General features: G+C 56.7%; 11 protein-coding genes. 5 read left to right on the top strand and 6 right to left on the bottom strand.

Annotated features, from left to right (window positions below; all coding sequences use genetic code 11):
• Positions 1-107: 107 nt before the first annotated feature.
• The 3 genes from GSQ82_RS07480 to GSQ82_RS07470 all read left to right on the top strand — a co-directional run bounded on the left by GSQ82_RS07480 (position 108) and on the right by GSQ82_RS07470 (position 5,403).
• Positions 108-1,373 carry an MFS transporter gene (locus GSQ82_RS07480; protein ID WP_158791677.1) on the top strand — a complete coding sequence of 422 codons (1,266 nt, stop codon included), beginning with the start codon at positions 108-110 and terminating at the stop codon, positions 1,371-1,373.
• A 147-nt stretch (positions 1,374-1,520) separates the two neighbouring features.
• The gene (gene hflX, locus GSQ82_RS07475) at positions 1,521-3,050 is read left to right on the top strand and encodes a GTPase HflX (protein ID WP_158791676.1); all 1,530 of its coding nucleotides are present in this window, start codon (positions 1,521-1,523) and stop codon (positions 3,048-3,050) included.
• 205 nt (positions 3,051-3,255) lie between these two features.
• On the top strand, positions 3,256-5,403 hold the full coding sequence (locus tag GSQ82_RS07470; protein ID WP_158791675.1) for a sigma 54-interacting transcriptional regulator: 2,148 nt from the start codon (positions 3,256-3,258) through the stop codon (positions 5,401-5,403).
• 49 nt (positions 5,404-5,452) lie between these two features.
• Here the strand turns inward: GSQ82_RS07470 and GSQ82_RS07465 are convergent, their stop codons facing one another.
• The 5 genes from GSQ82_RS07465 to GSQ82_RS07445 all read right to left on the bottom strand — a co-directional run bounded on the left by GSQ82_RS07465 (position 5,453) and on the right by GSQ82_RS07445 (position 11,285).
• On the bottom strand, positions 5,453-6,745 hold the full coding sequence (locus tag GSQ82_RS07465; protein ID WP_158791674.1) for an MFS transporter: 1,293 nt from the start codon (positions 6,743-6,745) through the stop codon (positions 5,453-5,455).
• Positions 6,742-7,626, bottom strand: coding sequence for a class II fructose-bisphosphate aldolase (locus GSQ82_RS07460; RefSeq protein ID WP_158791673.1), 885 nt, complete (start codon positions 7,624-7,626; stop codon positions 6,742-6,744). Before GSQ82_RS07460 ends, GSQ82_RS07465 begins: the two co-directional genes overlap by 4 nt.
• 96 nt (positions 7,627-7,722) lie before the next feature.
• Positions 7,723-9,177 carry an NAD(P)/FAD-dependent oxidoreductase gene (locus GSQ82_RS07455; protein ID WP_158791672.1) on the bottom strand — a complete coding sequence of 485 codons (1,455 nt, stop codon included), beginning with the start codon at positions 9,175-9,177 and terminating at the stop codon, positions 7,723-7,725.
• A gap of 244 nt (positions 9,178-9,421) precedes the next feature.
• Positions 9,422-10,225, bottom strand: coding sequence for a family 1 encapsulin nanocompartment shell protein (locus GSQ82_RS07450; protein WP_158791671.1), 804 nt, complete (start codon positions 10,223-10,225; stop codon positions 9,422-9,424).
• Complete coding sequence (locus tag GSQ82_RS07445; protein WP_158791670.1) at positions 10,218-11,285, bottom strand: Dyp-type peroxidase; 1,068 nt, start codon at positions 11,283-11,285, stop codon at positions 10,218-10,220. Before GSQ82_RS07445 ends, GSQ82_RS07450 begins: the two co-directional genes overlap by 8 nt.
• 209 nt (positions 11,286-11,494) lie before the next feature.
• Between GSQ82_RS07445 and GSQ82_RS07440 the strand changes: the two genes are divergently transcribed.
• Both GSQ82_RS07440 and GSQ82_RS07435 read left to right on the top strand, forming a co-directional pair.
• A complete protein-coding gene (locus tag GSQ82_RS07440; RefSeq protein ID WP_158791669.1) occupies positions 11,495-12,085 on the top strand; it encodes a chorismate mutase in 591 nt (196 codons plus the stop codon).
• Between the two features lie 272 nt (positions 12,086-12,357).
• Positions 12,358-12,990, top strand: a complete 633-nt coding sequence (locus tag GSQ82_RS07435) for a PEP-CTERM sorting domain-containing protein (RefSeq protein ID WP_158791668.1) — start codon at positions 12,358-12,360, stop codon at positions 12,988-12,990.
• 7 nt (positions 12,991-12,997) lie between these two features.
• Here the strand turns inward: GSQ82_RS07435 and GSQ82_RS07430 are convergent, their stop codons facing one another.
• Positions 12,998-14,632, bottom strand: a complete 1,635-nt coding sequence (locus tag GSQ82_RS07430; RefSeq protein ID WP_254061490.1) for an ABC transporter substrate-binding protein — start codon at positions 14,630-14,632, stop codon at positions 12,998-13,000.
• Between the last annotated feature and the right edge of the window lie 721 nt (positions 14,633-15,353).

Below are 15,353 nucleotides of genomic sequence, written 5' to 3'. Positions count from 1 at the left end.
TGGACACTTATCATGCCGGCGCTTGCGAGCTCCGCGCCCATCTTTACGGAGTCAGCGGAGTAACACCGTTGTCTGCCATAAACTAGGTATGTCCCTTGCGGTAACGCATGGCTCATCCATCGCGCATCATCGAAGGGAACTCCCGTCTCTTGATTCGTCGCCACCCCACTCTAATTGTCGCGATCTTTGCTCTATCGTTGAGCGTCACGGCACTTGACCGCAACCTACTCGCCGCAGTCTGGCCGATCCTCCAAACCCAACTTCATCTCACAACCGGTCAATATGGGATAACCGTCGCCGGCTTCTCTATCGCCTATGGACTTTGCGCGCCTCTCTCCGGCCTCTTGGTAGATAGATTCGGATTCACCAGAGTCGCTGTAATCGCTTTGGCGCTGTGGTCAATCTGCGGAATCGCAACTGCATTCGCATCCAGCTTTCACGCTCTACTGCTGTGCCGGATCTTGCTCGGGTGCGCCGAGTCAGCGTCACTGCCAGCAGTAGCGAAGGCCTACGTCACCTATCTCAGCCCGCCGGAAAGAAGTATGGGAACTGCGGCTACACAGATAGCACTCACCATCGGTGCCGTAGGCGCGACTCTAATGGCGGGCGGCCTCACCGCGAGATATGGCTGGCAGAGCACCTTCCTCGTTGCGGGGATACTAGGACTGCTCTGGATTCCACTCTGGCTATTGATGTCAACGACACGGCACAACAAAGTTAAAATATTCCCCTCTGAACGCACTCCAATCAAAGTTGGACGTCTCCTCCGCGAACTTGGCCTCTGGGCTCTAATCATCGCCAGTCTGCTTCTTATGCCTCTCTATAGTCTTTGGACCAACTGGACCACGGTGTATCTCGTGCGCGAGCGTGGCCTCTCTGCAACTGCAGCTAACCTGCACTTCGCATGGATCCCCCCTATCCTAGCTATGCTGGGCGGAATCTCAGGTGGCTGGTTCGCAATGCATAACGCGCGCAACGGAACCCCCGTGCAGAACGCGCGCTTCAACGTTTGTTTCTGGGCCGCCCTTGGTCTCCTGCTTACCGCGACAATCCCCATACTGCCAAGCGCAGCCTGGGCAACCGTAGCCATCGGCATGAGCTTCTTCTGCACTCTCTGTATCAGCGTCAACATCTACGCAATGGCTCTGGATCTCTTTGGCACCTCCCATGCCAGCTTTGTCTTCTCTCTCCTAACCGCCAGCTACGGCCTCATGCAGACAGTCATCTCTCCTCTGATCGGTTCCTGGGTAAACCACCATAGCTTCAATGCCATATGTTTCCTCGGTGCCCTATCCCCACTGTGCGGAGTCGCAATCTTGTATGGCGCGATCTTTCGGAGAATGGGACCTGAGCTGACGGCGCAGACCGGATAAAGCGCATCCATTAAAAGTGGCAGATGCATATCAATGTCCAACCATCTTGCAGCGACAAACGGAAGCTCTGAAACAGCGTGCCGACGCTGATCATTCAGTATCATTGAGATAGTCAGCCGGAAGCCCGGCCCATGAATTGAGACAACTTTGACCAGCAAGAAGGCTTCGTCCGAAGCCAACACAGATGAAACCCAATCACGCCGAAATCGCGGAAAGACAGTCCGCCGCAGTCTCGTAGAAGCAAGCGAGGCCCAGGACGCGGCCCTCCTCGCCCGCGAACTCCGCACCTCGCAGACGCAGCAGGAGCTTGCCGTACTTGTCGTGGTTGAATTCACCGGAGAACTCCGCAAGCGCAAGCAACTCACCGCCGCCGCTCGACTCGCCCGCACCGCCGCCGCCGTCGTCGCTGGAGAAGAAGACCTGTCCGAATATGCAGCCTCCACCCTCGACTTCGATGCCAGCCGCGCAGAGTTCGAGGAACTCGCCCGATCAGCCGGTGCGACCATCGCAGCCACCCTCGTCCAACGCCGCCAAAAACCCGATCCTTCTAGCCTCGTCGGTCAAGGCAAACTCGACGAAATCGTTGAGGTCGTCGCCTCCACCAACGCATCGCTTGTTCTCTTCGACCACGACCTCACCCCATCGCAGCTCCGCAATATTGAATCCCGTCTACCCTGCCACGTGATCGATCGTTCGCAGCTCATCCTCGACATCTTCGCCCGCCACGCCAGGACCAGCGAAGGCAAACTCCAGGTAGAACTCGCACAGCTCGAATACCAGTTGCCACGCCTCGCCGGACGCGGTCGCGCCATGTCCCAGCTAGGCGGCGGCATCGGAACCCGTGGCCCGGGCGAGACCCAGCTCGAGACCGATCGCCGCAAGATCAACTCTCGCCTGGACCACATCAAAACTCAGCTCGCCGTCGTTCGCCGCATCCGCCATCAGCAGCGGCAACGCCGCGAAGCAGTCCCAGTCCCGGTCGTCGCTCTCGTGGGCTATACGAACGCCGGCAAGAGCACTCTCTTCAACGCTCTCACCGAGGCCGGCGTGCTCGAATCGGCCCGCATGTTCGCCACTCTCGACCCCAAGCTCCGGCAGCTTCAGCTTCCTTCACGCCGCAAGATCCTGCTCTCCGATACAGTCGGATTCATCCGCAACCTTCCACCCACCTTGGTCACGAGCTTCCGCGCCACACTCGAAGAGGTCGAGCGAGCCGAAATTCTCATACACGTCCAGGACGCCGCCAGCCCTATCCGCGAAGAGCAAAAAACTCAAGTTGAGAAAGTTTTGACCGAACTCGCAGTCTCGAGCAAACCCGTCATACAGGTACTGAACAAGATCGATCTCGTCCCTCCCCAGGAACTCGCGCATATCTCCAACGATCGCAACGCAATTCCTGTCTCCGCACTTCAACACACCGGCCTTGAACAACTCCTGTTGGCCATAGACGCTGCGCTCGTCGTCGACCCGGTCGTCGAATTCGGTTTTAGGCTTCCACAATCAGAAGGCTCCATCCTCGCCTCGCTCGAAGGCGGAGCGATCATCCGCGAAAAACGCTTCGTAGGAAACCTAGTCTTTCTCCGAGTCCGCGGTCCGGCATCCCTTCTCGACCGGTACCGCCGCTTCCGTGAGAAGCACGAACTCACTAACGAGCCCTTACCAGTTAAGCAGACATAAGTGTGTCATCGAACATAAGAACAACCACACCGTCTATGTGTAATCTGCACAGTGCTTTATAGGAATTAGTTTTTGATTAATACCAGCGGACTATAGCAGGGGACCGGATAGTGACAAGTGTTATGTTCCAATCCCACACTACAATCAGGCCCTCCACATGAGTAGAAAGTCCTTCTGTCGGAGTAGCATTGAAAGAGGAGATCTGATGGAGTCTGCGACACAATCTGCCCCAGAGCTGGTCTTGAGTACGAAAGAGACGCAGAACGTCTCAGGTCTGTTTTCCTCCGAATCTGTCCTCAACATCCTGCGGTTAATTCTCGCAGGGGCTCCGCTAACGGAAGTCCTCACAATCATCGCTCAATTGGTTGAATCTCCTGGTGACGGGACATTATGTACCATCTGGCTTCCGAGCGATGACGGAACGCAGCTTCACTGTGCAGCAGCACCTGGCCTTCCAGGATTTATCGCTGGCACAGGGTCGATGACGATCGGTCCACAGGGCGGATCCTGTGGCACAGCCGTCTATCGAAGGGAACCGGTTTATGCAAAGGACATACTTACCGACCCCGTCTGGGATCATTATCGTCACCGCCTCGTGCCCTTCGGAATTCGAGCAGTGTGGTCGAAGCCATTATTTACAAGCGAAGGTCGAATCCTCGGAACGTTCGCCATTCACTATCGTGAACCACGTAGCCCTGACGCTGCCGACCTGCAACTGATCGATAACGCCAGCCACATCGCTGGAATCGCAATTGAGCGCCACCTTAGCGAGGAAAGTCTCCGACTCGAACGCGATCGACTACGCCTTCTTCTTGAAATCACCAACAGCATGACCTCGAAGCTGGACCTCCGTCGTCTGGTGGAGACGCTCTCCACGAATCTGCTGCGAGTCACCCGTTGCGACGTTTGTGCTCTGCTCCTCCCGGATGAAGATACTTCGCAACTACGCGCAACCATTCTTTACAACCCTGCAGGTTTGGGCTTCATCGTCGACGGAACGAAGGTTCCGCTGAAAGGATCGACCTGTGGCAAAGCCTTTCTAACCGGCAAAAATCAACATATCAACAAACTCGAAGATCTCAAGGATGACCCCGAGACTTATGGAAGCCGCGAAGGACGACACTTCTTTGAGCGAGTCCTGGCGGAAGGTTTGAAGTCCGGATGCGAACTCCCGCTTGTCGGTCGAAAGGGAGTCGTCGGCGTCTTGGGAGCATTCAGCCGCTCGGAGCGAGCATTCTCCGAAGATGAGTTTACCTTTCTGGAACAAGTTGCCCACCAGGTAGCCATTGCTGTTGAGAACGCATTGGAGTTTGAAAAGGCGACGGAAGACAGAGCCAGCGAGACGAAGCGCAGGCTGTATCTCGAAGAGGAGATCCGGGCTGAATTTGGAGCAATCGTCGGCGAAAGCCCCGCCTTAAAGAGCGCGTTGCATCTGGTGTCCGTCGTCTCGCCTACAGACTCGAGCGTGATGATTCAAGGTGAGACCGGTACCGGGAAAGAGCTGATTGCACGCGCCATTCACAATCTAAGCAGTCGTCGGGAGCGGGTCTTCGTCAAATTGAACTGTGCCGCAATCCCGCTTGGACTCCTCGAAAGTGAACTCTTCGGACATGAAAAAGGTGCCTTCACCGGAGCGATTGCACAGAAGACGGGACGCTTTGACCTGGCGCACAAGGGCACGCTCTTTCTAGATGAAGTCGGCGACATTCCACTGGAGCTTCAAGCAAAATTGCTGCGTGTCCTGCAGGAGCAGGAGTTCGAGAGGCTGGGCAGTAACCGCACTCACAAGGTGGACGTCCGGCTCATCGCAGCCACCCACCGTGATCTGACCGCGATGGTAAAGCAGGCGACGTTTCGCGAAGACCTCTACTATCGGCTGAAGGTCTTTCCAATCAAGGTTCCTGCCCTGCGGCAGCGTACGGAGGACATCCCGAAGCTGGTCTGGCATTTCGCAGAGCTTTACGCGCGACGCATGAACAAGAGAATCGACACCATCCATTCGGAGACGATGGACGCCCTCGTGCGATATCGCTGGCCCGGCAACGTCCGCGAACTGCAGAACTTCATCGAGCGCGCCGTAATCCTCTCTCCCCACACCTCGCTGCGAGCGCCAATCTCCGAGCTGGAACCCTTCGCCGCTTGCAAAAGCCCGAATCTAACCATGACCGGTCTTGAAGAAGTTGAGCGAGATCACATTCTCCGTGCGCTCGACGCAAGCAATTGGGTCGTGGGCGGTCGAAACGGCGCTGCGGAGAGACTAGGAATGAAGCGCACCTCTCTGGTCTACAAGATGCAGAAGCTTCGGATAATGCGTCCCGCCTCCAGCCAGCCGCGTGGAATACCCCAGCTCTAACTGCCTCTTGCCGCATTGCGCATCTCGGACCTGCCCTATCGAGATGAAACTATCGGTCTGTAGCTAGCTCAACGGATCGTACCCGACCAGGGCCCTCTCCTCTAAATGCATAAAGAGCCGCGAAACCTAATAGGGTCTGTGCCGAGGCGAATATCGCCAACGCAGTGCTGAAGCCGAACGCGATCAGATGCTGAAAGCACAACGCTCCTGTGCCCATCCCGACGAAGTTGGCGAAAGTTGCGAATCCGGTAATCTGCCCTCTGTGCTTGGGATCCAATGACGTCGTGATACTGGACATCAGTGGATGCGTCGCATCAAATCCAATCGACAGAGCTGTGATCACCAGTGCGCCGGCCAATCGCGGGATGTAAGGAAGCAGCAGGAAAGCACATCCTGCGGCCCAAAGGAATCCGAAGGGGACGACGTAACGCCTTCCATAGCGATCTCCCAATCTCCCAATCATGGTCCCGAAAAAAATACCCGGTAGGCCGTATCCTGCGAGAGCCAAACCGATCCCAGCGTCATGCAGATGATACCGGCGTGTAAGCAGAACGCCGAGCCATGCAAAGATCCCACCATGGAAAGCTCCGTTGCAGAAGATGAACGCCATGGTTCGGCCGCCCCGCGGAGCCTCCAGGACAACGAGATACTCGCAAATCACCTCGCCAAAGGAACTACGCTTCCTACGCACGCGAAGGATGGGGCGAGCGTTCTTGAAGACGAAGACAGCGCCCAGGTAGCACACGCACGCGAGCACTCGAAATTCATCTCTCCACCCAATAAGCGGGTTCAGAATCGGCCCCAGTGTTGAGCCAAATCCAATCCCTCCTGCGATCGCTCCAAACATCCTGCCCATCGGGCGTCCCTGAATCGCGTAAGGATAGTGGTCACCGACAATCGCTAAACAAACTGTCACGACTCCCCCACATCCCACGCCCGAAAGTATTCGCGCGACGACAAGAGTCCGCCACGATCCCGCAAAGGAAACCATCAACATCGTCGTAGTGGCGAAGCACAAAAGAGCCACGAGCGTGGGAGCGCGTCCCCACCAGTCAGACAACGCTCCGTACACGAGCGTCGATAGTCCATAGGGAATCAGGTAGCCTGCAACAAGCCAGCCCAGTTGATAGACCGGCACCGAAAACTCCTTCGAAAATGCAGGAATGAGCGGTGCAACCATGTAGTTGCTGTAGAAGATAGTGAATGCAAGAATCGCCATCACCCAAAGCTGAACCTCATCGTTCGTCGTAGAAGGTTCAGCTTTGGTTTCCACTGTGGTGGTTTGGAGGTCCCGCTCAACCGATGGGCCTGTCGTAAAACTATCTCTCGGCCCAATCATCATTGAGCGATAGAATCCCGCTCTTGATTGAATAACCGCAATCGCGCCGTAACGACCTGCCTGACCGATCTCTCCGCGACAGGCAGCAGCTTATACGGAACAACCTCTAGCGGCTTCTTGGCGAAAGCGTCTTCCAATCCACGCCGCCATGCAATCCGCAGCTCAGTATTGATGTGAATGATATTTATTCCAGCCGCGATCGCGCCTCGCAAATCGCTGTCTTCTGTGCCGGAGCCGCCATGCAAGGTCAGTAGGCACTTGCACGCACTCTTAATCTCCTGGATACGCGCCAGGTTGAGCCGCTTTTTCGCATCTCCTTGCACCATGGCCTGAAGCATTCCATGACTATTACCAACCGCTGGAGCGAGAACATCAATCCCGGTACTTTCTACAAACTGCCTTGCCTCCTCCGGTGTGGTCAGCTCCTTCGAACTGTCAGGGACTGACTCATGAATCTCAGACCCCGTTCCGATATTTCCGATCTCCCCTTCCACGATGATCAGCGGATTAATTGATTTCAGTGCCTCCACTGCCTGCTTAGTCTGCTTAATGTTCTCCTCGAACGGCAATGCGGATAAGTCATACACGATTGAATCGAATCCGGCTTTGGCCGCTGTGATGGCACTCTCCAGAGAGTGCGTATGATCGGCGTTGAGAAAGATAGGAAAGTCCCGTTCCTCGCGCAGGCTCTTCACCAGAGCCGCAACTTGAGCCACGCCGAGAAATTCGCGCTCGCCCTCCGATGCGCCGACGATGACCGGAACCTTCAACTCCTGGGCAGACGCGAACACAGCTTTTAGTAAGATCCAATCGGAGATGTTGAAGTGACCGATGGCCACGCCGTTGCTCTGCGCTTCTTCTAATAGCCCTCTAAGCTGATACATTTGTCCCCCTTAGCCTGTTGATACATCCCTGGTTGAATCCGATCGTATCGATTGCACAAGTCTTGCTCGTGCTTAATACGATCACCGCTTTGCGCATCAAGACGCTGTCGATAGCGAAGGCACAGACGAGAATAATGGGCTGAGCCCTTCGACAAGAGTCGGGTGGGCCCATATCGCATCGCGGAGTGCGGTAAAAGGCAGTCCGGCCATCATCGCCGTCTGCACCGAAGCCATGATCTCTCCTGCATCGACAGCAAAGGCTGTAAAGCCAAGAATCAGATCGTCGTCTACTCCTACAAGCGCCTTCAAAAACCCGCGTGTCTCGGAGAGAGTCTGCGCTCGCAGTACATGTCCCATAGGAACTTTGAACAAGCGATAGCCAATCCTTCGCGCACTGGCTTCTTTCTCCGTCAGACCGATGCGTGCAAGCTCCGGGTCTGTGAAAAGCGTGTAGGGGATCTGCCTGCCTGTCGTAACGTGATTTCCCCCTGTCATGTTGTCACGCACAACGCGGAAGTCGTCGACGCTGACATGCGTGAACTGAGGACTGCCCGCCACCTCGCCGATGGCCCAAACGCCTGCCGCGGTCGTCTCGAGACGCTCATTTACCTTGATGTAGCCGCGATTATTCAGTTCCACTCCGGCCAGCTCCAACCCTATGTTTTCCGTGTTCGGACGTCGGCCCGCCGCTACAAGCAGATGCGTGCCCACCAGAGTCTTTTCTCTTCCGTCTTGCTCGACAACAATGGTCACTGAATCGCCTGACCTTCCAGAGATCCGTCTCACACGCGCATTCAAGACCGTGTCGATGCCCTCGTCGCTGAACAAAGTGGCGAGGCCGCTCGTCACGTCATCGTCTTCTAAATGCAATAAACGGTCATTTCGATCGATCACGGTAACCTTGCTGCCGAACCGGCGCATCACCTGCGATAGTTCCAGCCCCACATAGCCGCCACCGATCACAATAAGGTGTCCGGGGACCTCATCCAGTTCGAGTGCCTCGATGTGCGTCAGTGGTTGCGCATCGGACAGGCCGGGAGTCGGCTCCAACGCGGCCCGCGTACCCGTGCTGATGATTACATTGGTTCCGCGGAGCCTCCGAGTCGTCCCATCTGCAAGAGCGACCTCCAGAGTCTTCGGTCCTACGAAGCGCCCCGACCCAAGAACGAACTCCGCTCCGGTCTGCTTGAAGTGATCGAGATACATATCGTTCAAGTCCGCTACCATCGTGCGCTTTCGGGATCGCACCGCAGGCATGTGGATGCGAAAGCCATCTGCAACAGAGCCGAACTCTGCGCCTCGACGAAAGTAGGACGCTACCCTCGCACTCTGGATAATGTTCTTACTTGGGAGACAGGCAATGTTGGGGCATGAACCGCCTATGTACTTCCGCTCAATCACCGCAACGCGCTGTCCTTGACTGGCAAATGTCCACGCGGCAAGAGTCGCTCCTGTGCCGTCGCCAAGGATGACCAGGTCGTAATCTTCCAGCGCAGGGGGAGTCAGGGTTGCATGATCCGATGGAAGTCTCTTGCTTTCGTTTATGTTCATGCCTGCACGAAATGCAATCGATGCGCCATCGTCCAGAACTTTGCTGCGCTACACAGTCTACGTTCTAAGCGCTGTCATCACAGTCATTTATGAAATCGAACCGGCCGCGCACATCACATCTTGCGTGACGAACCCGCGACTACAATCCGACACTGACGGAATTTAGACGCTGCGACTGTCGCAATCACGCACGTCGCTCAGAGCGACATTGCGGAGCCACAGCCGCAGGTCAAAGAGGCAGGTTCTAAACGGAAGCAGTGAGAACGACGGATGCCTCGCTCGTCAGTGGCCGAAACGTGAACGTCTCCTGAAGATAGAGCCTAACGACCGTGTCCGTGTGACTGAGATAGCCGATGGAGACATCCTGTCCGATGTTGAGCTCGAAGTCGCCCCCTCGCGTGCTCATCACAAACGCGCCCTCAATTGCCGGAGCCCAGATGATATTGCCGTCGACGATGCGTTTCACGTGTTCCAGAACCGGATATCCGTGATCGCGTGTATCCGCAAGCTCCGTATAAGCCTTCGCTCCAAGCAGTACCGAGTAAGGCCCGTTCACGCCAACAAGACGAAGCTGACTCAACGCCTTAGCAATCGCGTCGGGATAGCACTTCACATCGCCCGGCAGCGTCATGATCGGATTGCTCGTGGCCTCACGGATACCCTGAATATTCGCCGCCGGATACCCATTGAAGATAGCCCGATCTTCGGCAAATGCGATTGTCTTCGCCGCATCCTTGGCCGGTTGCCAATCCGAGTCGTCCGAGCCACGCTCCACATCGTCGATCGCCTCCCGCGTCAGCTCGAACGGCACCCGCAGCTCCACAAGCGGTTTCACCTCACGCTGCCTCGCGATAATATCCCCCGCTGGCGGCTCAATCGAGACCAGATGTCCCGTGCCCACCGCGGGCAACCCAGCTCCGCTTGGTGTCGGCACATCCACAACGCGCCGCCCGGCAAGATAGCGCTTGAGCGTCCGCGTCGTCTCCTCCTCGATCTGCGCCCACGCAGCGTCAGAGATTGGTGCCAACTCCCGATGAAGATTATTCATTTCGTTCTCCTCTAAGGGATCCTATCCCAAGTGATGTGTCTCGATTTGGCGCTGTAGAATCCATCTCCGCCGCCACAGAAGGCGCAGCGATCGCCGCCGTAGGCTCTTCCTCACCTACACCGTCCAGAAAAGTTGCCGAAGGCGCAAAGAACAAACCACCCGTAACCGCCTTACTAAAATCCAGCAACCGGTCATAGTTTCCCGGCGGCCGACCCACAAACATATTCTCAAGCATTAGCTCTGTAATGCGCGGCGTACGGCAGTAGCCAATAAAGTAGGTGCCAAACTCCCCGCGTCCAGGCTGCCCAAACGGCATGTTGTCCCGCAGGATCTTTACCTCTTTCCCATCTTCAACAATCACCGTTAGCGCACTATGAGCCGAGGCCGGTTTCACCGCATCATCCAGCTCAATATCCGACAGTTTCTTGCGCCCAATAATGCGCTCCTGTGCCTCCGTCGAAAGAGCATTCCACGCCTTCATATCATGCAGATACTTCTGCACCATCACATAGCTTCCACCCGCAAACGAAGCGTCCTCGTCGCCCACCAGCGCAGCCTCAAGAGCCACACCGCCTCTCGGATTCTCCGTGCCGTCCACGAATCCGATCAGGTCGCGATCCTCAAAGTATCGAAAACCCTGAACCTCGTCGGCGACCGTCACCGCATCGCCAATGCGTTCCATAATCTGCGTGGCTAACTCGAAACATATATCCATCCGCCCCGCTCGAATGTGAAACAGCACATCGCCAGGCGTCGCCATCGCATGACGGTTGCCCGCACGAAACTCCCGAAACGGATGCAGCTCAGCCGGTCGCGGATCGCCGAACAGCCGCCCCCACGCATCCGATCCAAATCCCAAAATACACGTGAGCCCGGCATCGATATCGCGGAACTCCACCGCACGAATCAGTCCCGCGATATCTCCGCAGAACGAGCGCACGGCTGCATAACTCTCGGCATCCGGCTTCACCGTGACGACAAGAAAGATAGCCGCGCGCGTCAGCGGCCCAAGCACCTGCTGCGGAAGAGGCCCTTCGTCAATCTTGCTAACCATCGTCATCCAAGCCGCCTCGATCGTCTACCGTTCTGCTTCACGCAATCGATCCCTGCCAGTCCAACCCTCGTCATGTGCCGCAGCTCCATATCAAGAAAGAAACATCTATCCAGAGTTTAAGTTATCACCGACATTCAATTCTCTGGAAAGGCCAGTTGAGGAAGCCTTCGTTCGCCATCCATACAGGTAAAGTGAATATAGAAAGGTTGTAGACAATGCGTAAATTTCAGATCAGTTCAGCAATGGTATTTCTCTTACTGATCGTGTCTATCGGAGGAGCGGCGGCACAAACCGGAGTCAGTCAGCTTGACCCTCTTGTCACTACCTCGGCTCGCAGGCTTGCCATCGCACAACAGGTCGCTCTCTCTAAATGGGACAGCGGCGCTGCCGTCGAAGACGCGCCACGCGAGGCACAGGTCATCCTCGGCTCAGTGAAGGCGGGTGAAGCCAGGGGCATCGATTCGGCCTTGGCCACCAAATTCTTCAAGGCGCAGATCGAGGCGAACAAGGTCGTTCAATACTCTCTGTTAGCCGACTGGAGAAGGAGCGGCAGCGCCCCCGCCCACGCCCACATCGACCTCGTCGGTGTCATTCGGCCCGAGCTCGATCAGGTGCAGACGCAACTTATTGCAGAGCTGGCCGACACCACGGAGATGCGGTCCAGTGCGAACTGCCAGGTCGCAATGGCGGATGCAGTCGGAAAGTATCTTGCAGACCATCGCAAAGAGACATCGAAGCTCACCGAGATCGCACTGGATCGCGCGCTGAGCGAAAGCTGCGCTGATTCACCGTCCCGCAAGCCTTAGTCGGTTAGAGAGAGAAGGCACGACATGCGTTGCGCCAGGCTCCAAAGCTGGAGCCTGGCAGACGCCATCACGCTCACCCGTCTTATCGAAGCTCATTTAAAGTTGCAATCGACACGTCCTTTAGCTCCAACGTCTTGCATCATCCCTGCGCGACCATCAACGAATCGCTCGAAGACAAAAGACTTAAACCCCTGTACAGTAGGCAGACAAATTGCTTATAAAGAGCGTGGGCACGTCCGATCGCTCAACAGAGCTTTACCGTGGGGCTAATCATGCTATCCAAACATCTGCTCGCCATCGCCGTCCTTCTCGCCGCCTCCACCGCAGCCCGCGCAGACTCCATCCTGCTCGGAACAAATATGAGCTCCACGCAAAGTGGTCCCAGTCTCTGCCCCAGCTTCTCAGACTGCCAGATAATCGCTCAGCAGTTCACCCTCACCAGCGCTGCGACCATCGACCAGATCGACGTGACCATGCAATCCGTCATCTTTGATGGCATTACTCTTCCTAGCGGCGGCTTTGGCCTAAGCCTCGTCAGTCAGCTTGGGGATGTAGCCGACGACAATATAGGATCCGCCGTTCTCACCAGCGCCTCACCCACGCTCTATACCTTTAGTGATCTCGACCTTCAACTGGCAGCCGGTACCTATTACCTCGAAGCTTCCGGAAATGTGTCATGGCTTCACAGCTCAGCCTCCGACACCGCCGACGGGAACTTCGGTTCGGCATGGATGTGCGATCCAACCATTAGCTGCGGCTCGGAGTTCTGGCAGCAGGTCGGCGGCACCTTCTCCACCCAAATCGACGGCACCGCCATCACCCCCGAACCCTCTACGTTCGCCCTCCTCAGCCTTGGCATCGCCGGACTGACAGGCGTAGTAAGGAGCAGAGTCGTCCGCCCCTAAAGCAGAACTACCTCTGCTCCGGCATCACCCACGCACTCCGCAGAAAATCAAAGCTCCCAGCCCCGCTCGGCCGAATCCCACCAACCCGCCGCGTATGCACCACCTCGTTGTTCTGAAACCACAGCGGAATCCCCGGCAACTCCTCCGCCAGAATCTGCTGCACCTCCACATAGTCCCTCGTCCTCACCCCACGGTCGGAAGACGCCGAAGCCTCCGCCAGCAACGCATCCACCCGCGCATTCGAGTACCGCCCCCTATTCCCACCCTTCGGAGGAAAACTCCCCGACCCATACGCATACCGAAAGATATCCGGGTCTTCGTTACTCCCAATCCACCGCAGCGCATACATCTGAAACGCACCCTTGGTTACATCCGCATAGAACGTTCCAAACTCCGCCGACCGAATCTCCAGTCGAATCCCTGCCTCCCGCAACTGCTGCTGCAGCACCGCCGCCATCAGCCGCGTCGTCTCCACCGTGCTGGTCTTCATCGTCAGCCGCAGCCTCACCCCATCCTTGCTGGCAGGGAAGCCAGCCTCCTCCAGCAGCCTCTGCGCCCGTGCCACGTCGTGCGGATACTGTGCCAGCTGACCGTCCGCCGCCGCAGCCCAGTGCCCCGCAGGCAGCAGCGTACTCGCCAGCCTCGCCTGTCCGCGCCATAGCGCATTCACAATCGCCTCCCGGTCGATCGCACACGCAATCGCCTGCCGCACCCGCCTATCCCTCAATATCGGATCTGTAACATTGAAGGTCACATAATCCACCGGCGACCCCGGCCCCGACTCCACCTTCAGATTCGGAGCACGCTCCAGCGCATGCACCATATCCATCGTCACCACATTGCTCGCAACATCGGCCGAACCCTTCTGCAACTCCAGCGCACTCGTAATCGCATCCGGCGCCACCTCGAACCGTACCCGCTCGATCCTCCGCGCACCCGCCGGCACCTCCGGCGTCCCCGCCCAGTACGCATGGTTCCGCTCCACCACCACGTCCTTATCCTGCACCGCGCTCACAAACCGAAACGGCCCCGACCCCACCGGATGCAGCCCAAACTCTCTCCCCGACCCACGCGGCACCACCCCAAACAGCCCATCGCTCAGGTTGAACAGCAGCCCCGCATCCGGCCTCTTCAAATGCATCACCACCGTCAACCGGTCCCTCGCCTCCGCCCGCGCCACCGACGCAAAGCTCCCACTCTTCGCCGAAACCAAACCCCCAACCGAACTGTCGATCAGACTTTCAATCGTGTAGACCACATCCTCCGCCTCCAGGGGCCGCCCATCATGAAACCTCACCCCATCCCGCAGATGAAACACCCACGTCAGCGCATCCGGCTGCTCCCAGCTCGTAGCCAGCCAAGGTTGCATCTCATAGTGTTCATCCTTCTTCACCAGCGCATCGAAGATCAGCCCACCCACCCGCTCCGACTGCGCATCCGTCCCTTGCCGCAGGTCCAGGTTATTCGGACTACTCTCAATCACCATCACGACCGTCGCAGGATCATCCGTCCGCCCGCGACACCCCGCAGCCAGACCCAACCCACAGACCACCACCACCCAAAGAAACCTTCGAGTCAGAATCTCACTTCGAATCAGGATCGCACCGCCATCCCTCCATCCTACCGCCGCCCGCAAATCCACCAATGCATCGTCTTATCCACCGAACGTTCCCTAAGCCTTTGCTGTTGAGATAACCCAAGCCTTTAGCCTCAAGCCTTCATCACGCCTCGCGAAAACATGGCGTTAGACGTCTGGCGAATCTGCGCCTTTGCTTCTGAGGTAACCCAAGCCTTCAGCCTCAGGTCTCTAAATCTTTAGCTAGGCTTCAAGGTTTTTTGGCTATTGAGATAACCCAAGGCTTTAGCCTCAAGCCTTCATCACGCCCCGCGAAAACAGGGCGTTAGACGTCTGGCGAATCTGCGCCTTTGCTTCTGAGGTAACCCAAGCCTTCAGTCTTGGTCTCTAAATCTTTAGCTAGGTCTTCAAGGTTTTTACTTTTGAGATAACCCAGGCCTTTAGCCTCAAGCCTCCATCACGCCTCGCGAAAACAGGGCTTTAGACGTCTGGCGAATCTGCGCCTTTGCTTCTGAGGTAACCCAAGGCTTCACCCTTGGGCCTCTACCAGTCCTGCCGAAAAAGGATGCTTTAGCCCCTGGGGTATGCATTCCTCTCCGATCCCACAGATCGAATCCGTCAAACAGAATCCCACCCAAAAATAAACTTCAAAAACCTGGCGTACCTTTCGCAGCGAAAAAAGCGACCGCGAACTCACCACACCCACCACGCTAACTACCAAAACTCACCAGCAACTCACCACAACTTTCACCACGATCTTCGCAAAAACCCCTGTAAAAACGCCGCT

This window comes from Granulicella sp. L60, from assembly GCF_009765825.1.
Taxonomy (GTDB): Bacteria; Acidobacteriota; Terriglobia; order Terriglobales; family Acidobacteriaceae; genus Edaphobacter.
This window is presented reverse-complemented; position numbering and strand designations above follow the sequence as displayed.